Here is a 20004-nt window from a genome sequence, read left to right on the forward strand (position 1 = left end):
TCTGGCCGCGGATGCGGCCCCTGGCACGAAGCCGGCGGGCGTGCATCTCCATAGCGTCGATGCCCTGACCACCGTCGCCGCGTGTCTCGCGGCGGCCGTTCACGAAGGGCACGTGACGTGACGTTTTTCGGGGAGTTCCTGCGCAGTCCGCTGACCGTGGGGGCGGTCGCGCCGAGCAGCGGCGCGCTCGCTCGGGTGGTCACGGCGCCGGTGCCGGGGAACGGCGATCCGGTGGTGGTGGAGCTGGGCCCGGGTACGGGCGCGTTCACCGGCGCCATTCAGCGCCGTCTCGGCGGCCGGGGCCGTCACATCGCCGTGGAGATCAACGAGCGGTTCGCCGCGCGGCTGGCGGCCCGGCATCCAGGAGTGGACGTTGCGCTGGCCGACGCCGGGAGCCTCGCCGGAGTGCTCGGCGAGCGTGGCATCGAGCGGGCCGATGTGATCGTCAGCGGCCTGCCGTGGGTGGCGTTCGGTGAGAACGAGCGCCGTGACGTTCTCGCGGCGGTGGTGGACGGGCTGTCCGAGTCCGGAGCCTTCACGACGTTCGCGTACGTGCATGCCCGCTGGGCGAGTCCGGCACGGCGACTGCTGCGGTCGTTGGAGGCGCGCTTCGACGAGGTCGTGGTGGGCCGGACGGTGTGGGGCAACCTGCCGCCGGCGCTGGTCTACCACTGCCGTCGTCCGGCCTGGTGATCCCCGTTGGTCATGAGAAGTCCTGATGGCACGTCAAGGAGAGGGATTGTGATGGCAGACATCGACGACCGGAGCCCGGTGGTGGGTCCGTTGGGCCGGCTGGGCCGGTTCGCGTACCGGCGTCGTGGCCGGGTGTTGCTGTTGTGGCTGGCCGGGCTGGTGGCGGCCGTGGCCCTGTCGGCGGCGTTCGCCGGTGAGTTCACCGCGGACTACTCGGCACCCGGATCGGACTCGAAGAAGGCCCAGCAGGTGCTGGAACAGCGGTTCCCGAGCCAGTCCAACGCCGTCGTCACCGTCGTGGTGCGGGCGGACGCCGGTGTGCGGGACGAGGGTGTCCGGCGCGAGGTGACCGAGCTGCTGGACGAGCTGACGGCGGTGCCGCACGTGGCGGGAGCCAACGATCCGTACGCGACTCCGGGCGCGGTGTCCGACGACGGGCGCACCCTGCTGGCGAACCTGCGCCTGGACGTGGTGAACGCGACGGACATGCCGGTCGAGGACAGCACCCGGCTGATCGACGTCGCGGAGGAGAGCAGTACGGCCGGGATGCGGGTGGCCCTGGGCGGGCAGGCGATCTTCCTGGCAGAAGGCGGCTCGGTCGGGTCGGAGGCGATCGGGCTGGCGGTCGCCGCCCTGATCCTGCTGCTGACCTTCGGCAGCGTGGTCGCGGCCGGGCTGCCGCTGCTCGTCGCGGTGGCGGGGCTGGTGGTCAGCAGCGCGTTGACCGGTGTGGTGATCGCGTTCGTCGACGCGCCCGAGTGGTCGACGTCGCTCGCGGCCATGCTGGGCATAGGCATCGGCATCGACTACGTCCTGTTGATGGTGACCCGGTTCCGTGAGTGGCGGGCGGCCGGGCTCGATCCGGAGGCCGCCACGGTGGCCACGCTCGACACGGCGGGGCGCTCGGTCGTGGTCGCCGGTGTCACGGTCGTCGTCAGCCTGCTCGGCCTGTTCGCCATGGGTCTGTCGTACATGCGTGGCGCGGCGCTGGTGGCGATCGTCGGGGTTCTGGTGGTGCTGGCCGCGAGTGTGACGCTGTTCCCGGCGTTGCTCGGCTATCTGGGTCGTCACGTAGACCGGTTGCGGTTGCCCGGTCGCCGCCGCGCGGCAGTGGTGAGCGCCGACGGACACATCAAGCCCAGCCGGGCCTGGCTGCGGTGGAGTGGGCTCGTCCAGCGACACCGGTATGTGGCGGGGGCGGTCGGCCTGGCCGCGATGCTCGCGCTGGCCGTACCGTTCCTGAACGTTCAGTTCGGCTTTCCGGACGCGGGCAACAACCAGGCCGAGACGACGACCCGGCAGTCGTACGACCTCATCTCCGACGGGTTCGGGATCGGCGCCAACGGGCCCGTCCGGCTGGCCGTCCAGCTTCCCGACGGCGACGACTCGGTCCTGACCCGGTTGAGTGCCGCAGCCACCGACACACCCGGCGTCGCGTCGGTCGCTCCCCCGCTGCTCAACCAGGCCGGTGACACCGCCGTCCTGACCGTCACGCCGACCACGGGCCCGCAGGACCAGGCCACGCAGGATCTGGTGCACCGTCTGCGGGACACCACCGTCCCGGCGGCCGTCGACGGGACGGACGCGACGGTCCTGGTCGGCGGGACCGCGGCGACGTCGATCGACAGCACCACCGATCTGGCGGGCCGCATCCCCTACCTGATCGCCGGGGTCGTCCTGCTGTCGATGCTGTTGCTGCTCGTCGCGTTCCGCAGCATCGCCGTCGCGGTCAAGGCCGCCGCGATGAACCTGCTGTCCGTCGCGGCCTCGTACGGGGTGGTCGCCCTGGTCCTGCAGGGCGGCTGGGCAGGGCAGTTGATCGGCATCGACACCCCCACACCGTTGCCGCCGTTCGTCACCGTCCTCATGTTCGCGGTGCTGTTCGGGCTGTCCATGGACTACGAGGTCTTCCTCCTCAGCCGGGTGCGCGAATCGTGGATCCGCACCGGCGACAACGCCCGGGCGGTGACGGAGGGTCTCGCCGGTACCGGCCGGGTCATCACGGCAGCCGCCGCGATCATGATCGCGGTGTTCGTGGCGTTCGTGCCGAGCCCGGACGTGGTCCTGAAGCTCATCGGTGTCGGCATGGCCGCCGCCATCCTCCTCGACGCGACCGTTGTACGGCTCCTGCTGGTCCCGGCGGCGATGCACATGCTCGGCCGGTTCAACTGGTGGATCCCGCGCCGACTCGACCGCAAATTGCCGCAGTTGCACGTCGAGGGCCACCCGGAGCACCACGCCAAGGCCCCGTCCGGCCCAGCGCCTGTACGCGTCTGACCCGCCCCGCGGCAATGAGACACCCGGTCGGCCATCACACGTCTGGTGGCCGACCGGTCAGCACCAGCAGGAAAGGACCGAAATCATGACAGTGCAAAGAGCCAGGCAGGTCACCATGTCGCCGACCGCGGCGGGAACCACGTTCGGCCGCCTCGGCCGACCGACGGAGGAGGAGCAGTGACGGAGAAGGTGCTGGTCACTGGCGGCACGGGGTACGTCGCCGGCTGGGTCATCGTCGGGCTGCTCGAGCGCGGCTACGAGGTCCGCACGACGGTGCGCAGCCCCGCCAAGGAGAAGGCGGTCCGCGACGCGGTGTCGACCGTGACGGCTCCGGGCGACCGGCTGAGCTTCGCCGTCGCCGACCTCACCTCCGATGAGGGGTGGGATGCCGCGGTGGCGGGTGTCGACCATGTGCTGCACGTGGCCTCCCCGCTGGGGGACGAGAACACGCGCGACGCCGAGGCGCTCATCGTCCCGGCCCGGGACGGTGCTCTGCGCGTGCTGCGGGCGGCGACGGCGGCCGGTGTGAAGCGGGTCGTGATGACGTCCGCGGCGAACGCCGCCAGCCCGTCCTCCTACACGGAGGAGGGCGTGACCGACGAGACGTTGTGGACCGACCCGGACGATCCGACGTTGATCCCCTACCGCAGGTCCAAGACGGTTGCCGAGAAGGCGGCCTGGGACTTCGTCGCCGACCACGAGGGCACGACCGCGCTGACGACGATTCTGCCCGGCGCCGTGTTCGGCCCGATCCTCACCACCCGCAACCTCGGATCGGTCCGGATCATCCAGCGCATGGTGGCGGGGAAGATGCCGGGCACGCCACGGATCGGGCTGGAGATCGTCGACGTCCGCGACCTCGCGGACATCCACATCCGTGCGATGACCTCACCGGAAGCCGCGGGACAACGGTTCCTGGCCACGGGAGAGTTCACCTGGATGCGGGAGGTGGCTCAGGCGCTTCGGACCGGGCTCGGTCCGGCCGGGGCCAAGGTGCCCACGCGTCAACTGCCCGACTTCGTAGTGCGTTTCGCGTCACTGCTCGACCGGCCGCTTCGGGCGATCACCGTCTCGCTCGGGCGCCGCAACCGCCACAGCACGGAGAAGGCGAAGCGCGTCCTGGGCTGGCAGCCCCGGCCGGCGGCCGAGACCGTTGTCGCCTGCGCGAGGAGCCTCATCGACTGGAGGGTCGTCTAGGGCCGGCTCAGGCCCGGGCCCGGCATCAGGCCCGGCATCGGCGGGTCAAGAGCCGGCGTTCTGTTGCACCGCGCCCATCGTCAGGTCGGTGAGCCGGTCGAGGTCGAAGCCTGGCGGACCATCACCTACGCCTTCTTCATCGGACTCTTCGCCCTGCTCGCGGCCAGGCCTCGCCAAGCGGCGGGCATCTGGGAACTGGCGCTCGCAGGCAAGACAGCCCTCGTCGTGTTCGCCGTGATAGTCGGTGACATCCCCGAGGCCCGGTTGGCCGGCATGGTCGACTTCGCCCTTGTCGTGGTCGTCGCTCTGGCCTGCGTACTGACCCGGGGCTGGCTGGCCTGGCAACCCGGCACCACCGACCCGACCCGAGGAGACACAGCTCTTGCCTCCGGAGACCGGACGTCGTCGCCCGCGCCGGACCTTCGACCTCCGGTCGCCGGATAGGTCCTCAACCGCCTTGGCCCTTGGGGCCCGTGAGAAGGAGACACGGGCCCCAGTCGGCCACCCTCGTTACCCGAACTGCCCGGGCTGGTAGTCCCCTGCGGGCTGCTGGACCATGACGTTCAGGCGGTTGAAGGCGTTGATGATGGCGATGATCGACACCAGAGAGGCGAGCTGCTCCTCGTCGTAGTACTTGGCGGCGTTCGCCCAGGCCTCGTCCGTGACCCCACCGGCCGCGTCGGCGATGCGGGTGCCCTGTTCCGTCAGTTCCAGGGCCGCGCGCTCGGCGTCGGTGAACACCGTGGCCTCACGCCAGGCCGCGACCAGGTTGAGGCGCACCGAGGTCTCCCCCGCGTGGGCCGCGTCCTTGGTGTGCATGTCGGTGCAGAAGCCGCAGCCGTTGATCTGGCTGGCCCGGAGCCTGACCAGCTCCTGGGTCGCGGCCGGCACTGTCGACTCCCCCAACACCTTGCCCGCCGTGACGATGTGCTTCAGGGACTTGACTGCGAGCGGGATCTCGAAAAGGTTCAAACGGGCTTCCATGATGCACTCCTTGCCGTTGCTGGCGGATACACCTCTACGACGGGCCGGCCCGGCGAGATGTGACATCGCCGAATGTGACGCGCGTCTCAGTAGGGGAGAATCGGGAGCACGTCCACTCTCGCCCGTCAGCAGGAGTCGCCCATGTCCATCCGCCGAGTCATGCCCGACATCCGATCGGACGCCATGGAGGAGAGCCGCGACTTCTACGGCCTCCTGGGCTTCGAGGAGGTCATGAACCTGGGCTGGGTCATGACGCTCGCCTCCCCTTCCAACCCCACGGCGCAGGTCACCTTCATGAGCCAGGACAAGAGCGCGCCCGTCGTGCCCGACATGAGTGTCGAGGTGGACGACGTGGATGCGGTCCATGCGGCGATGCGGGAGAGCGGCGCGGAGATCGTGCACCCGTTGCAGGACGAGGAGTGGGGAGTACGCCGGTTCTTCGTCCGTGACCCCAACGGCAAGGTGGTCAATGTGCTGAGCCACCAATGACACCATCCAGTGCCCCAGCGTCAGGACTGAGTGGCCGTTTCGAGCTCCCGCTTCAAGTTGCTCAGGGTCCTGTCGATGTTGCGCACCTGGAAGTCCGCGAACGTGTGGCCTCCGGTGGCCACGCGGTCGAACACGTTGGTCACGAAGGTCGGCCAGGAGCGTCGGTCGTCGGTCCAGGTCTCGGTCACCCGCGTGCCATCGCCGTCCTGCTCGAAGCGGTACTCCCAGGTGGCGATCGGGGCTCTCAGGCGGGGGCGGTTGAGCCCGATGGCGTGCACCCGGAAGGCGAAACGGCTGCCCGGCTCTGCCGCCGTCACCGTGCATCGGGTCACCCAGCGGAAGGCGCCACGCTTGTTGCGCCCTTCGAAAGTCACCCCGAGTGAAGCCGATTCATCGGGCGCCGACACCGTCGCACCGAGGTTCTCCGGGCTCCAGCGCCCCATCAGGGCAGGGCGGCTGATCGCGTCGTACGCGACAGCCGGTGGCACCTCTATGAGGACGCTGCGGGACACGGTGAACGTACGGGCCACGATGGACTCCTTTTCCCGGCACACTAATTACTCGCCGGTAACCATCATGGCACAGGCTTCCACAACGGAGGGTGACGCCTATGAACTGGACTTTCAGGGGCGGCCGTCGGCCTCTGTCTCCCACTCGTGTGCCGGGAGGTCGAGGAGCCGTTTGATCCGGGCGGCGTCCGGCAGCGGGCCATGGTCACCCGTCACCTTGAGTGCCGACGCGGCCGTGATGTGTCCGAGCCGCAGCACGCGTTCCATCCCCCCGCCGCGCAGCAGGCCGGTCAGGAATCCGGCGGCGAAAGCGTCTCCCGCGCCGACGGGCTCCACCACCTCCGTGCGCAGGGCGGGCACGGTCCACGCGCCCTCGTCGCCGAAGGCGGTGGCCGCATGGCCGCCGTCCTTGACGACGAGGAGACGCGGATGCGGCAACAGTTTCCGTACGTCGGCCGGTTCGAGGTCGGCGCCCCAGAGTTCCTGCGCCTCGTCGAGGCCGACGAAGGTGATGTCGGCGCGGTCGGCCAGGTCGCGCAGCACGGCGGCAGCGGTCCTGGGCGGCCACAGGGCCGGGCGGTGATTGACGTCGAAGCTGATGGCGTACGGGCGCTCGGCGCGCGGGGTGGCGAGCGCCGCCACGACCAGGCTCCGGCAGGACGGGGACAGTGCCGGGGTCACGCCCGTCAGGTGGACGAGGGAGGCCGACCGCAGTCTCTCGTTGTCCAGTACGTCGGGTCCCAGGGCCGAGGCCGCCGAGTTGCCGCGGTAGTAGTGGACGCGGGTACGGGTGCCGGTCGGCTCCTTCACGAGCAGGCCTGTGGGCCGTTCCGGATCGGATCGTACGCCGCCGACGTCGACGCCCGCCGCGCCGACCGCGGCACGCACACGCCGTCCCAACGCGTCGTCGCCCAGCGCCGACAGCCAGGAGACGGGGATGCCGATGTCCGCCAGGTACATCGCCACGTTCGACTCGGCCCCGGCCACCGACACACGCAGGTCCTCGGCGGTCTCCAGCGATTCGGAGGGGCCGGGAGCCAGGGCGGCCATGGTCTCCCCGATGCAGACCACCGGACCTTCGGCAGGCCTCCAGCCGTCCTTCATGACCTCTCCCCCGGGAGCGGAACCGATCCGTCATAGCGGTATGCAGTCGCCAATCGGCCCGGTACGTCGACTCGGGCGGTGAACACCGCGCCGTCGTAGGGGCCCGGCTCTGCGAGTCCCACACGGGCGGTCGTGATGTGGAGGAGGTCCTCCTGCAGGCACACACCGGCGGGCTGTCGTGCGGGCAGACCCAGCGTGCGGTCGAGGCGGCCGTCCGGCAGATACCGGCGTACGGATCCCGTGCCCCACACCGCCACCCAGAGGGCGCCTTCGACGTCCACCACCATGCCGTCGGGGCTGCCGTCGTCGACGGTGACGAACACCTCCGGGGGCCCGAGTTCGGCGGTGGCCGGGTCGACCGGGTAGCGCCTGATGACTCCTCGGGCGCTGTCGGCCAGGTACATGGTGGCGCCGTCGGCCGTGAAGGCCGGCCCGTTCGGCACCGTGATGTCGTCGAGGACGCGGGTCACCGTGCCGTCGTGGTCCACCAGGAAGAGGGAACCGGCTCCCTCGTCGGCGCCGTAGGACATGCTGCCCGCCCAGAAGCGGCCGAAGGGGTCGGTGGTCGCGTCGTTCATGCGCATGGGCCGTGCGGCATCCGCGTCGGGCTGTGCCAGCCACCGCGTCGACCCGTCGGGTTCGAGCAGGCAGATCCCGGTGCCCGCGGCGGCGATCCAGGTGCCGGGAGCATCGGCCACGGGGGCCACCGCGCCCAGGGGAACGGGCAGTTGGGCCAGTTGCCGCAGGGGGTCGGCGGGATGGCCGACGGCGGTGAGCAGGCGGCCGGCGAGGATGTCCACGAGCACGATGCCGCGGTCAGTCCAGCGGATGCCCTCGCCGAGCTCCAGACGGTCGGGGCGGAGAGCTTCGGCGCCTCCTCCTACCTTGAGTCCGGCTCCGACCCCGACCCCGACCCCGAGCCCGGCTCCGGCCGTCGCGCCCCCGGCTGGGCCTTCGGTGTGCGCTGCGGATCCGGTCACGGCGTGTCTTTCCGTACGACGGTCAAGAAGGCGCGGGCTCGTTCGCGCAGCGCGGTCAGGCTGCCGCCGTCGGCGGCGTCTCCGATCAGCGGCGAGCCGACTCCGACCGCGGTCGCCCCGGCCGCCAGGTACGCCCGGGCGGCAGCCTCGTCGACACCGCCCACCGGAACGAACAACTCGTCCGGGAACGGGCCCCGCAGTGCCTTGAGGTAGGCGGGGCCGCCGGCCTCCGCGGCCGGGAAGATCTTCAGCGCGGCGGCACCGAGGGGGCGTGCGGCCACGATTTCGGTGGGGGTCATCACGCCGGCCAGGACGGGCAGGCCGAGTTCGTGTGCCGCGACGACGCCCTCACCGAGTGCGGGCGTGACGGCGAAGTTCGCGCCGGCCCGCTGGGCGGCGCGGGCGTCGTCGGCGGTCAGGACCGTGCCGGCGCCGAGGGGCCGGTCGGGGCCGAGCTCCTTGCGCGCCTGCTCGATGACGGACAGGGCGTCCGCGCCGGTCAGGGAGACCTCGATCAGCTCGACGCCTTCCTCGGCGAGGGCCAGCACGGTGCGTACCGAGGCGTCGGGGTCGGTGCCGCGGATGATCGCGACCAGGCGGTGGGCGGCCAGGGCCGCTCGCAGATCCATGGACGAGCTCTCCTTTTCACGCAGATTCAGACTGGTTCACACGCGTCGGTTCAGGCAGGTCGGTTCAGGTACAGCGGCAGTTCGCGGTCAGTGTCAGCCGCCACCGCACCTCGCCCGACTGGGGTACCCACGCAGCGTCGCCGGGGCCCGCCTCTGCGAGGTCGAAGACGCGGCCGAGCATCGGTTCGACGCCCGTGCTGCGGTAGGGGTGCGCGGCGGGGAAGCCGCCCAGGTTGCGCCACAGGGCGATGGACACGGGCTGTCCGTCGGCTTCGAGGGCCAGCGACAGCCGGTCGGCCTGGTCGTGGACGCAGCAGCGGGCGGCGTCCACGACGGCTCCGACGGCGGTGCCGTCGTCCGGACCGAGCTGGTCGAGGCGCAGTCCGCAGGGTGCGGGCCAGTTCCCTTCGACCCAGGCGGCGCCTTGCGGCCATGTCCCCTCCAGCAGCGGTGCCGCCTCGGGGAAGAGGCGGGTGTTCGCTCCGTCGCGGATGTGCAGCGTCGCGCGGTCGGAGAGGTCGAGCAGGGCGTGCGCGGCCCACACGAAACGGAAGCCCGCGTCGGCCTTCAGCACGTAGTCCGCCTCGGCTCCCTCCGCGGTGCCACGGATCGTGCGGGTCAGGGTGAAGCGCTCGCAGTGGAGGACGTCGCTGTCACCGTCGCGTGTCCAGGGCCGTGACCAGGCGTCACCGTGGTCGGGGGTGCCGCGGACCGTGGGGATGCACTCCTCCAGTCCGCCCGCGTCCACGAAGGTGTCACCCGGTGACACGTTCTGCCGCTCGGGTGCCTCGCGCCGCCAGAGCCATTCGCGCCCCGCGGTGCGCAGTGAGGTCCAACGGCCGCCGTGGGCAAGGTCGGTGACGATGTCCATCGGTGCGGTCACCACTCCGCGAAGGAACCGTCGGCGTGCCGCCACACAGGGTTGCGCCAGGCATGGCCGGTGCGGTCGGCGGCGCGTACGGCGTCCTCGTCGACAGTGATACCGAGGCCGGGGGCGTCGCCGCGCGGGGCGTGACCGTCGACGAACCGGAACGGCTCCGGGTCGACCACGTAGGACAGCAGGTCGGCGTCCTTGTTGTAGTGGATGCCGCGGCTCTGCTCCTGGATCAGGAAGTTCGGGGTGGCGAAGGCTACTTGGAGACTGGCCGCGAGCGCGATGGGGCCGAGCGGGCAGTGCGGGGCGAGCTGGGCCCCGTAGGTCTCGGCGAGTGAGGCGATGCGGTGCACCTCCGAGATGCCGCCGGCGTGGGACAGGTCGGGCTGGGCGACCGCGATGCCCGCGGTGAGTACGGGCAGGAACTCGGCGCGCCCGTAGAGGCGTTCACCGGTGGCGAGCGGTACGGGACTGGCGGAGACCAGGCCGGCCAGCAGATGGCCCTGCTCGGGTACGACGGGTTCCTCGACGAACAGCGGGTGCAGCGGGGCGAGTTCGGCGAGGACGCGGCGGGCGCCCGCGGCGGTGAAGCGGCCGTGGAAGTCGACGGCGACGTCGCGGTCCGGGCCGAGTGCCTCGCGGGCGGCGGCAACTCGGCCTACGACCGCGGCGGTCTCGGCGGCGGTGGGGACCGGTGAGGTGGCTCCGGCGGCGTTCATCTTCACTGCGGTGAAGCCCGCTTCGACCTGGGCGGTTATCTGCTCGGTCAGTTCGGCGGGTTCGTCGCCGCCCACCCAGGCGTAGACCCGGACGCGGTCGCGCACCGGGCCGCCGAGCAGGGCGTGCACGGGCGCGCCGTACGCCTTCCCGGCGATGTCCCACAGGGCCTGGTCGAGGCCGGCGACGGCGCTGGAGAGGACCGGGCCGCCCCGGTAGAAGCCGCCCTTGGTGAGCACCTGCCAGTGGTCCTGGATGCGCAGCGGGTCCTGGCCGATGAGGTATTCGGCCAGGACGTCGATGGCGGCCCGGACGACTTCGGCGCGCCCTTCGACGACCGGTTCTCCCCAGCCGACCACGCCCTCGTCGGTCTCGACGCGGCAGAACAGCCAGCGGGGCGGGACCAGGAAGGTCTCGATGCGGGTGATCTTCACTGGGAGCGGGAGCCTTCCACGGAATCGGAACCGGAACCGGAAACCGAGTCGGAGTCGGAGTCCGAATCGGAGTCGCCGACGCGGTCCAGGTCGCGGCCGGCCTGGTCGAGCAGGGCACGCATCGCGGCCTCTGCGGCCCCCGCGTCCCGGTCGCGTACGGCGTCCAGGACGGCGCGGTGGGCCGGGACCGGGTCCTCGCTGTGCGGGGAGCTGTGCACGATGCGGTCGCGGTGGGCCAGGCCGGACTCGATGACCATCTCCATGCGTTCGAGGAGTTCGTTGTGGGTGGCGTTGAGCAGGGCACGGTGGAAGGCGAGGTCGGCCTCGACTGCGTGGGCGGCGCCGTTGTCCCGCTCCCCCATCGCCTCGATGGCGGCGTCCAGGGCGGCCAGGTCCTCGTCGGTGCGGCGCTCGGCGGCCAGACGCACGGCGGCGGGTTCGATGATGGCGCGTACTTCGGCGAGATTGTGCAGCAGCGCCCGGTCGGACGCGTTGGTACGGCCGCCCTCGAACTGCCAGCGCAGCACGTCGGCGTCGAGCAGGTTCCACTCGGCGCGGGTACGCACGAAGGTGCCGCGCCGCTGGCGGGCGTCGACCATTCCCTTGGCGGCGAGCACCTTGAGCGACTCGCGCAGCGCGGTCAGGCTCACGTCCAGCTCGCTCTGCAGCGCCACCAGGTCCAGCGTGGCCCCCTCGGGGATCTCACCGCCCAGGATGCGGCGGGCGAGGAGTTCCACGGTCTGGCCGTGCACTCCGCGACGGGCATAGGGCGTCATGTCGTACAGCCTTTCTGCTGGTGAGGGAGCGTGGTCATGCGGAGGCCTTGACGACGCTCCAGCCGCCGTCCACGACAAGACTCGTCCCGGTGATGTAGGAGGCTTCTTCGGCGCTGAGGAACGCGATGGCCGCGGCGACCTCCTCGGGGGAGCCGAAGCGGCGCACCGCGGTCTCGGCGACGCTGCGTTCCCGGTCCTCGGGCGGAAGCCTGTCCCAGGCGGCGGTCAGGATCGGACCCGGCACAACGGCGTTGACGCGCACTTCGGGACCGTATTCGACGGCGAGTTGGGCGCACAGGGAGAGCAGGGCTCCCTTTGAGGCGGCGTAGGCGGGATGGCCTGGGATGCCCTTGTGGGCGTGGACGGACGAGGTCAGCACGACCGCGCCCCGCCGGTCCCGCAGATCGGGCAGCGCCGCCCGGAAGCCGAGGAAGCTGCCGGTGAGGTTGACGTCGAGCTGCCGCTGCCACGAGGGAAGGGACATCTCGTGGGCGGGGGTGACGTCGACGGTGAAGGCGTTGCTGACGAGGACGTCCACGGGCCCGTAGCTGTGCGCCGCGGCGACCACCCGGGCCCAGTCCTCCTCGACGGCGACGTCGGCGGTCACGAACCGGGCCCGCCCGCCGTCCTTGCCGATCCGCTCCGCCACGGCCTCGCCCCGCTCCTCGGCCAGGTCGACGAGCACGACGGCGGCTCCCTCCTCGGCGAGGCGTGCGGCCGTGGCGGCTCCGATGCCGGAGGCCGCTCCGGTGACCACGGCCGTGCGGCCGTCGAAGCGGGCGCCGTGCCGTCGTAGAGGCTGGTCCATCGTGGGGTTCGACTCCTTCGCGGGCGTGGGACGGTTGATCGACCGCCTTAAGAACATATGCCGGACCGGGCTCACTGCCGTATCAGCACCACCAGTCCGGCGTCATGGCCGGCGCTCCACCGGAACGGCAGTCCGTAGTGGAGCAGATGGGATCCGCTGTACGTCGTCCCCGTCGCGGTGTCCCGGTAGTGCGCCGTCGGATCCATGCCCCGCAGCCGCAGCCGGTCGGGCCGCCCGGGCACGAGCGGGGCCCCGTCCAGGCGACCGGTGCCGAGGGCGGCGACGACCGTACGGTCGCCGAGGTCGTACTGCACGCCGCAGGTGCTGTCGTGCGGTGTGCCGAGAAGGCGGGCATCTCCCCGATGGACGACGTCCCTCACCTTCTTGTACCGGGCGATCCACCCGGCGGCCTCGGCCCGCTCCTCCGGTGTCCAGGCTCGCAGGTCGGCGCCGATCCCGAGGACCCCACAGATGGCGTTGACGAAGCGGAAGGCGAGACTGCGGGGGCGCGGGTCGAAGATGCCGGGGGCGTCGGTGACCCAGGAGCTCATGACGTGCGGGGCGTGGGCGTGCAGGAACCCGTGTTGGATCGAGAGCCGGTCCAGGGGTGCTGTGTTGTCGCTGGGCCAGACGACGTCGGTGCGGGCGAGGGTCGCGTGCTCGATGCGGGCGCCGCCGCCCGCGCAGCCCTCGACGGTGACGTCGGGGTGGGTGGCGCGCAGGTGGTCCAGGACGCGCAGGTACCCGGCGACATGCTCCGCGTCCAGGTCGACAGGTCCGTCACCGGGGCGCCCGCGCTCGGTGGGCGGCCGGTTCATGTCCCACTTGACGTAGCTGATGTCGTAGGCGCCGAGCAGCCGGTCGAGCGTGCCGATCACGAAGTCCTGGACGTCCGTGCGGCCCAGGTCGAGCAGCAGCTGGTTGCGGACCAGGCGGGCGGGGCGGCCCTCGATCCGGTAGACCCATTCGGGGTGTTCGGCGTACAGGCGGCTGGCCGGGCTGACGGCCTCGGGCTCGACCCACAGGCCGAAGTCCAGCCCGAGCGCCCGGATGTCCTCGACGAACGGGCCGAAACCCTGCGGGAACGCCGCCGGGTCCGGGTACCAGTCGCCCAGTCCCCCGGTGTCGTCGCCACGGCCGGTGAACCATCCGTCGTCGACGACGAACAGCTCGGCGCCGATGTCGGCGGCCAGCTTGGCCAGTTCCAGTTGGCCGGCCGCGTCGACGTCGAAGCCGGTGGCCTCCCAGGAGTTGTAGAGCACCTTGCGGGGGCGGTGCAGTCGCTCGCCGGTCAGGTGGCGTTCGTAGCGGTGCCAGACGCGGGAGAGCCCGTCGAGGCCGTCGGGGCTGAAGGCGCAGGCGAGGCGGGGGGTGGAGAGGGTCTCGCCGGGGGTCAGGTGGACGACTCCCTCGTGCGGGACCCGCCCGGCGCGGACGCGCACACTGCCGCCAGGCTCTGCCTCGGCCGTCATGTGCCAGTTGCCGGGCCATTCGAGGGCGATTCCATAAGCCGCCTCGGCCACTCCGTCCTGTACGGCGAGCCAGGGCGCGTACCCGTGTCCGGGTGCGCCCTGGAGGCTGCCCATGGTGAACGTGCCTCGTGTCAGGTCGAGTTGGGTGCGCTGGAACTCCTGGGACCACTGGCCGGTGAGGTAGGTCAGCCGTGCGGTACCCGTGACGGGGATGTTCACGGCGGCCGAGTCGAGTCGCTCCAGGCGCAGTTCCTCCGTGGAGGTCAGTTCGGTCCAGCGGAGGATCACGTCCGTGCCCGGAACCGTCTCGTAGCAGAGGACCGTACGCAGTCCCAGGACGTCGTCGGTGAAGGTGAGCCGCAGGCTGCCTTCGCCCTCCTCCGCGCCGTCGAAGTCCCACCACACGCCACGGTCCTGCCCCGGTCGTGCCGCGATCAGCTCGGATCCGGTGAACGGCCTTAGCCCGTACGGCAGATACTCGGCGGGCGCCGCGTCGGCGGGGGTGACGAAGTGGGTGCGACGGGACCAGTCGAGGGCGGAGGGGCCGTCTTCGACGCCGAGCGGGCCCCAGGCGTCGAGTTCGGCCCAGGGTCCGTCCGGGGACAGGCGGACGGTGTAGCTGCTGTGCTCGGTGCGCAGCGTCCAGCGCGGGTACGACGTCACTTCACCGCTCCCAGGTTGAGGCCGGCCACGAAGTGCCGCTGGAACCGCAGGAACACGATCACGGTGGGCGCGGCGGCGATGACCGAGCCGGCGGCGATCACGTTCCACATCGATACGTACTGTCCCTGAAGTCCTATGAGAGCCGCGGTGATCGGCATCTTGGTGTCGCTGCGCAGCACGGTGATCGCCCAGAGCAGGTCGTTGAAGATCCAGGTGAAGGACAGGGCGCTGAGGGCGGCCAGGGCGGGGCGGGTGAGCGGGAGGATGATCCGCCAGAAGATCTGCCAGGGCCCTGCGCCGTCGACGACCGCCGCCTGCTGGATCTCCGCGGGTATCCCGCGCATGAAGCCGTGCAGGACGAAGACGTAGAAGCCGACGCCGAAGCCGATCTGTACGCCGATCAGCGCGGGCAGCGTGTCGAAGACGCCCATCTGCTCGCTGAGCTTGGAGACCGGGATGAGCAGGATCTGCGGCGGAAGCAGGTTGCCACCGAGCATGAGCAGCAACAGGGAGCGCCGGAAGGGCATTTCGTAACGGCTGAGCGAGAAGGCGGCCATGGCGGCGAGCGCGAGCGTCACCAGGACGCAGGGCACGGTGACCAGCAGGCTGTTGATGAGGGCGCGCTGCTGGCCACCGTCGTTCCAGGCCTGGCCGAAGTTGTCGAGGGTGAAGGACTGCGGCCAGCTGCCCAGGCCGTTCGCGGCGATGTCGTCGAAGGAGCGCAGGCTGGTCACGAGGACCAGGGCGATGGGCAGCAGCCACAGGAGGGCCAACGCCCCGGCGCCCAGGTGGAATCCGGCGGTCGCGGCCCGCTTGCGGCGCAGGGCCGTGGACGTGGCGGACATCAGTCGGCCTCCCGGAACGCGCGGACGAGATAGGAGCAGATGACGCCGAAGGCCAGGACGAAGATGACGACGGCGAGTGCGGAGCCGTAGCCGAGTCGCAGGGACTGGAAGGCGGTTGAGTACATGTAGGTGCTCAGCAGCTCGGACGAGTGGTAAGGGCCGCCGCGGGTCAGCGACCACACGACGTCGAAGGAGCGCAGCGAGTCGATGACGATGACGGACAGGACGACCGCGTTGACGCTGCGCAGTTGGGGCAGGGTGACGTGGCGAAGGCGTTGCCAGGCGCTCGCGCCGTCGACCTTGGCGGCCTCGTACAGGGCCGGGTCGATGCCCTTGAGGCCGGCGAGGTAGAGGACCATGACGTAGCCGATCTGCCGCCAGAGCGCGGGCACGATGACCGCGTACAGGGCGGTGTCCTGGTCGGCGAGCCAGGCGTGGCGCAGGTTGCCGAGGCCGACCGATTCCAGGAGTTGGTTCAGGACGCCGTCGGGCTGGTAGATCGCCTGCCAGACGAGGGCGGTGGCGACCAGGGAGAAGACGACGGGCAGGAACAGGGCCGCGCGGTAGAAGCCGACGCCGCGCCGCTCCTGCTGGAGCAGCAGCGCGGCGGCGAGGCCCAGCAGGGCGGACAGGCCGCCGAAGAGCACGAGCCACAGGACGGTGTGGCCGGCCGCGCTGCGGAAGACCTCGTCGTGGGCCATCTCCCGGAAGTTGTCCAGGCCGACGAACTGCGGTGGGGAGACTCCGTCCCAGCGGGTGAGGGCGAGGTAGAAGCCCTGCAGGGCGGGCCAGAACACCCATACCGCTTCGGCGAGGAGCGGGACGAGGACGAACGCGAGCACCAGCGGGGGTGTACGGCGGGGGCCCCCGGTCCGCCTGCCGCGGGGCGACGGCGGGGCCGGGGACTTCCGTTCGGGCGCGGTCAGGACTGCCATGTCAGGCGTTCCAGATCTTCTCGGCGTCGCGCTGCCAGCCGGTGAGAATGCTGCCGATCTCCTTCGGCTTGGCCAGGAACCTGGTCAGTGCGGTGTCCGCGGTGGGCTGGAGGGCGTCGCTGGAGTCCCGGTTGAAGAACTGGGTGATCTCGGCGGCCTCCTCGACGTGCGCGCGGCCCTTCTTCACCAGGGCGGTGCCGGCGTCCTTCGCCTTCGGGTTGCACGGCAGGACGGTGCCCGACGAGCCCTTGATGTAGATCTCCTGGGACTCGGCGGTGGCCAGGTAGCTCATCAGGTCGACGACCTGGTCGCGGCGGCCGGTGCGGGCGCTGGCGAAGTAGCCGTCGACCGGGGCCTCTTCGGCGAGCGGGATCTTCGGGTCGATGACGGGGAAGCGGAAGAAGTCGATGTCGTCGAGCGCGTCCTTGGGGGCGGCGTCGGCGAAGAAGGTGCCGATGAGCATCATGCCGGTGCGGCCGTTGAGCAGGGCGGTCGTGGCGTCCTGGAAGGGGACGGCGTCGCCGTTCGGGTCGAAGTACGGCAGCACCTCCTGCCAGCGGTCGAAGACCTTGCGCACCTCGGGGTCGTCGAACCGGTGCTTCCCGGCGAGGAGTTCGCGGTGGTACTCGGCGCCGTTGATCCGGATGTCGAGGTAGTCGAACCAGGCCGAGGCCACCCAGGCGGTGTTGCCGCCCGCGCCGAGGCCTATCGGGTCGACGCCCTTGCTCTTGAGCTTGTCGCACAGGTCGAGGAAGTCGTCCCAGCTCTTGGGCTCGCTCACGCCCCACTTCGCGAAGTTGGACTTCCGGTAGAACATGCCCCACCAGTAGTAGGTGGCGGGGACGAAGACCTTCTTGCCCGAGGTCGCGGTGCACAGGGAGTTCAGTGCCTTGGAGTAGCTCTTGAGGTCGGGCGAGGAGCTCCAGACCTCACCGAGGTCCAGCAGCAGGTCCTTCTTCGCGTAGGCGTCCGCCACCGAGCCGGGGTACCAGGTGTACACGTCCGGCGGGTTGGCGGAGGTCAGGTAGGTCGGCAGCTGGGTGCGGAAGGTCTCCGCGGCGACCGTGTTGAGGCTGGCGCGCGCCGACCCCTTCTTGCCGTACGCGGCGACGAGGTCCTGCATCGCGGCCTTGGCCTGCGGTGCGGACACGTTGGACTGGAGGGTCACCGCGCCCTTGGAGGAGCTCTTGCCGGAGGAGGTGGAGGTGACACAGCCGCTGAGCAGCGCCGCCGTCCCGGCGGCACCGAGTCCTGCGAGGAACCGGCGTCGGCCGGTCTGATGGTTCGTCATGGATGGCTCCCTGTGGATCCGCGCGAGCGGGGCGGCCCTCCTGACGGCCGGGCCCCGCTCGCGCGGATACAGATTCGCGTGGCACTCACGCCACGTCAAGAATAATTACTAATTTATTTGAACTGGGTCCGGTGCACGTAGCCGTCGACTCCGCGGAACACCGCGTCGACCGTGCCGTCCGGCCCTGCCACCGCTCCGAGCGCGCCCTCGAAGGCCGCGCTGGGGAACTCCTGCCGCTTGGTCCAGCCCTGCCAGCCGCCGTTCTCGTACCGCTGCTGCCAGAGCGTGTAGTCGGAGGCCCGCGCGTACAGCACCACGGCGTCTCCCACGGTGACGAGCGTCGGGCTGCCGCTGACGGTCCCGCCGAGCGATGTCCACGGCGACCACTCCCCCGACGCCGACGCCTCCCTGGACCGCGTCCACACGTCGTCCGCCGCGGAGCGCACGGCCACGTGGACCCGCCCCTGGGAGTCGACGGCGGCGGACGGCCGCCCGTACACGGGCCGATCACCGGGCATGCCGAGCGAGGACCAGCCGGACGACGGGCCGCGCTGCACGACCTGTCCGTCGGAGCCGGTGGCGAACAGCGTCCAGTGGCCGGGGTCGGTGAACGCCACCGACGGCGCGTCGCTCACCCGGCCGCCCAGGTTCTGCCAGGTGCCCCAGCGGCCGTCGGCGAGGACCCGCCGGTACACCCGGGAGTCGGTGCCGCGAACGAAGACGTCGATCCGGCCGCCGGCCGAGGCGTACGCGGCGGGCTGGCCGAGGATCCTGCCCTTTGTCGGGCCGCCGAGGTCCCGCGGCCGGGCCCTGCCGTTGCCGTCGGCGGTGGCCGTGTGCTGGACGAGGGAGCCGTTCGGTCCGCGCAGGAACGTCGTGAGCGTGTCGCCGTCGCGCACCACTGCCGGGCTCGCCGTGGCCTTCTGGCGCAGGCTGGTGCCGGGCAGGGCGTCGGCGCCGGTCAGCTTCAGGAACGCGGTGCCGTGCGCGGGGACCTCGACCGTGTACGACTCGGCGTGGGAACCCCGGTCCGCCCTGGCCCGCAGGTCACGCACCTTCACCCCGCCGCCGAGCCCGACGTCGGAGAACTTGACCGTGCGCTCGACCGCCTTGTCGGAGCGGTTGAGCAGCACGACCGCGCGCCTGCCGTCACCCGCGAGGACCTTGCTGTAGACGTCGCCCACGGAGTCACTGGCCACCCGTACGCCCTGGATGGCGAGGGGGTCCTGGTCGACGGCGATGATCTCCGGGTTGCGCAGCGTCTCGATCATCGAGTCCGACAGGGTGCGCGGATCGGATCCGATGACCAGCGGCGAACCCATCTCGGCCCACATCACGAACTGCGTGGTGGACTCCTCCTGCGTCAGCTCCAGGGATCCGTCGCCCATGCGCCGCATGGGGATGAGGTAGTCCGGGTCGTTGTAGTGGCCCGGTCCCTGCGCCTCGGGGTGCCAGGCGTTCGCGTCCATGTTGCGCAGCACGTTGGGCCACTGTCCGGGGCTCGGGGTGCCCCAGGCGATGTCCGTGCCGGTGCGCCAGGAGTCGGCGATCGTCGGGGCGTAGACGTACGAGTTGTGCGCGTCCTGCTCGGGCGTGTGCGGCAGGCCCCAGTCGTCGGTGAGCGGGTTGCACAGGTTGAGCAGCATCTTGCGGCCGGACTTGGCCACCGCGTCGCTGAACTCCTTGAACGCCGGGCCCGGGTCGAGCTTGGCGCCGATGCCGCACAGGAAGTCGACCTTGACCGCGTCGATCTTCCAGCCGGCGAACTGCCGGGCGTCCTCCTCGTAGTGGCCCCTGCTGCCGAGGCCGCAGGTCTTGCCGCCGTCGTAGGCGCCGGCGTCGGTGTAGATGCCCGCCTTCAGGCCGCGTTTGTGCAGGTAGGAGACCAACGCCGGGATACCGGAGGGAAAGCGGTCCGGATGGGCGGCCAACCGCCCCTTGGCGTCACGTGGGTTGTCGGCCTGCCAGCCTCCGTCCAGCCACACGATGTCGTAGCCACTGTCGCGCAGACCGCTGCTGACCAGCTTGTCCGCGACGGAGCGCACCGCCTGTTCGGTGGGTGCGCCGAGCCCGTAGTAGGTGTTCCAGCCCATGTAGGGCGTGGGCGCGAGACCACTGTCGTAGTACTCGGGCGCGCCCTGGTCGGCGGCGCCCCGATCGGTGCCGGTCTGCGCCGTGGCCACCGGGGCGGCGGTCACCGCCAGCACGGTTGCGATCGCGACCGCGGTGGCACGGCGCGTCAGTCTGGACGCCGCGGGTGTGCGGACCTGCGGGTGTGAAGTCACTTGCCTCTCCCGAGGGTTGGGAAGCACGAGGACGTGACGCGG

Annotated in this window: 19 protein-coding genes; 5 read left to right on the top strand and 14 right to left on the bottom strand. The window is 71.0% G+C overall.

Annotation, left to right across the window (positions count from 1 at the left end; genetic code table 11):
* Nucleotides 1-117: 117 nt before the first annotated feature.
* The 4 genes from AOK17_RS00360 to AOK17_RS00375 all read left to right on the top strand — a co-directional run bounded on the left by AOK17_RS00360 (nt 118) and on the right by AOK17_RS00375 (nt 4611).
* Nucleotides 118-693, top strand: a complete 576-nt coding sequence (locus tag AOK17_RS00360) for a class I SAM-dependent methyltransferase (protein WP_055610185.1) — start codon at nt 118-120, stop codon at nt 691-693.
* Nucleotides 694-744: 51 nt separating this feature from the next.
* Entirely contained in the window at nt 745-2970 is a 2226-nt protein-coding gene (locus AOK17_RS00365) for an MMPL family transporter (RefSeq protein WP_055610186.1), read from the top strand.
* A gap of 177 nt (nt 2971-3147) precedes the next feature.
* The gene (locus tag AOK17_RS00370; protein ID WP_055610187.1) at nt 3148-4167 is read left to right on the top strand and encodes an NAD-dependent epimerase/dehydratase family protein; all 1020 of its coding nucleotides are present in this window, start codon (nt 3148-3150) and stop codon (nt 4165-4167) included.
* Nucleotides 4168-4230: 63 nt separating this feature from the next.
* Nucleotides 4231-4611 carry a hypothetical protein gene (locus AOK17_RS00375; protein WP_055610188.1) on the top strand — a complete coding sequence of 127 codons (381 nt, stop codon included), beginning with the start codon at nt 4231-4233 and terminating at the stop codon, nt 4609-4611.
* 66 nt (nt 4612-4677) lie between these two features.
* Here AOK17_RS00375 and AOK17_RS00380 read toward each other — a convergent pair whose 3' ends face one another.
* Nucleotides 4678-5151 carry a carboxymuconolactone decarboxylase family protein gene (locus AOK17_RS00380; RefSeq protein ID WP_055610189.1) on the bottom strand — a complete coding sequence of 158 codons (474 nt, stop codon included), beginning with the start codon at nt 5149-5151 and terminating at the stop codon, nt 4678-4680.
* A gap of 141 nt (nt 5152-5292) precedes the next feature.
* On the opposite strand from AOK17_RS00380, the gene AOK17_RS00385 reads away from it, so the two are divergent.
* A complete protein-coding gene (locus AOK17_RS00385) occupies nt 5293-5640 on the top strand; it encodes a VOC family protein (RefSeq protein ID WP_055610190.1) in 348 nt (115 codons plus the stop codon).
* 20 nt (nt 5641-5660) lie between these two features.
* On the opposite strand, the gene AOK17_RS00390 is transcribed toward AOK17_RS00385, so the two are convergent.
* From AOK17_RS00390 to AOK17_RS00450, 13 genes are all read right to left on the bottom strand, one after another.
* Nucleotides 5661-6170 (bottom strand): SRPBCC family protein, encoded by a 510-nt coding sequence (locus tag AOK17_RS00390; RefSeq protein WP_055610191.1) that lies wholly within the window; start codon nt 6168-6170, stop codon nt 5661-5663.
* 93 nt (nt 6171-6263) lie between these two features.
* Nucleotides 6264-7253 (bottom strand): sugar kinase, encoded by a 990-nt coding sequence (locus AOK17_RS00395; protein ID WP_055610192.1) that lies wholly within the window; start codon nt 7251-7253, stop codon nt 6264-6266.
* On the bottom strand, nt 7250-8101 hold the full coding sequence (locus tag AOK17_RS00400; protein WP_055610247.1) for an SMP-30/gluconolactonase/LRE family protein: 852 nt from the start codon (nt 8099-8101) through the stop codon (nt 7250-7252). Before AOK17_RS00400 ends, AOK17_RS00395 begins: the two co-directional genes overlap by 4 nt.
* A gap of 128 nt (nt 8102-8229) precedes the next feature.
* Entirely contained in the window at nt 8230-8862 is a 633-nt protein-coding gene (locus AOK17_RS00405; RefSeq protein WP_055610193.1) for a bifunctional 4-hydroxy-2-oxoglutarate aldolase/2-dehydro-3-deoxy-phosphogluconate aldolase, read from the bottom strand.
* A 64-nt stretch (nt 8863-8926) separates the two neighbouring features.
* On the bottom strand, nt 8927-9745 hold the full coding sequence (locus tag AOK17_RS00410) for a hypothetical protein (protein WP_206190631.1): 819 nt from the start codon (nt 9743-9745) through the stop codon (nt 8927-8929).
* Complete coding sequence (gene dgoD / locus AOK17_RS00415; RefSeq protein WP_055610195.1) at nt 9742-10887, bottom strand: galactonate dehydratase; 1146 nt, start codon at nt 10885-10887, stop codon at nt 9742-9744. Before dgoD ends, AOK17_RS00410 begins: the two co-directional genes overlap by 4 nt.
* Nucleotides 10884-11663, bottom strand: coding sequence for a FadR/GntR family transcriptional regulator (locus tag AOK17_RS00420; protein ID WP_055610196.1), 780 nt, complete (start codon nt 11661-11663; stop codon nt 10884-10886). The genes dgoD and AOK17_RS00420 overlap by 4 nt, the downstream gene beginning before the upstream one ends.
* Nucleotides 11664-11697: 34 nt before the next feature.
* Entirely contained in the window at nt 11698-12471 is a 774-nt protein-coding gene (locus AOK17_RS00425; RefSeq protein WP_055610197.1) for an SDR family NAD(P)-dependent oxidoreductase, read from the bottom strand.
* Nucleotides 12472-12542: 71 nt separating this feature from the next.
* Nucleotides 12543-14606: an alpha-galactosidase gene (locus AOK17_RS00430; RefSeq protein WP_055610198.1), complete on the bottom strand. Its 2064-nt coding sequence runs from the start codon at nt 14604-14606 to the stop codon at nt 12543-12545.
* Nucleotides 14603-15451 (bottom strand): carbohydrate ABC transporter permease, encoded by an 849-nt coding sequence (locus AOK17_RS00435; RefSeq protein WP_055610199.1) that lies wholly within the window; start codon nt 15449-15451, stop codon nt 14603-14605. The genes AOK17_RS00430 and AOK17_RS00435 overlap by 4 nt, the downstream gene beginning before the upstream one ends.
* The gene (locus AOK17_RS00440) at nt 15451-16386 is read right to left on the bottom strand and encodes a carbohydrate ABC transporter permease (protein ID WP_055610200.1); all 936 of its coding nucleotides are present in this window, start codon (nt 16384-16386) and stop codon (nt 15451-15453) included. The genes AOK17_RS00435 and AOK17_RS00440 overlap by 1 nt, the downstream gene beginning before the upstream one ends.
* A 1-nt stretch (nt 16387) precedes the next feature.
* Nucleotides 16388-17677, bottom strand: a complete 1290-nt coding sequence (locus AOK17_RS00445) for an ABC transporter substrate-binding protein (protein ID WP_055610201.1) — start codon at nt 17675-17677, stop codon at nt 16388-16390.
* 113 nt (nt 17678-17790) lie between these two features.
* A complete protein-coding gene (locus AOK17_RS00450) occupies nt 17791-19962 on the bottom strand; it encodes a DUF8189 domain-containing protein (protein ID WP_055610202.1) in 2172 nt (723 codons plus the stop codon).
* Nucleotides 19963-20004: the final 42 nt, after the last annotated feature.

It is taken from the genome of Streptomyces phaeochromogenes, from assembly GCF_001418655.1.
Lineage (GTDB): Bacteria > Actinomycetota > Actinomycetes > Streptomycetales > Streptomycetaceae > Streptomyces > Streptomyces phaeochromogenes.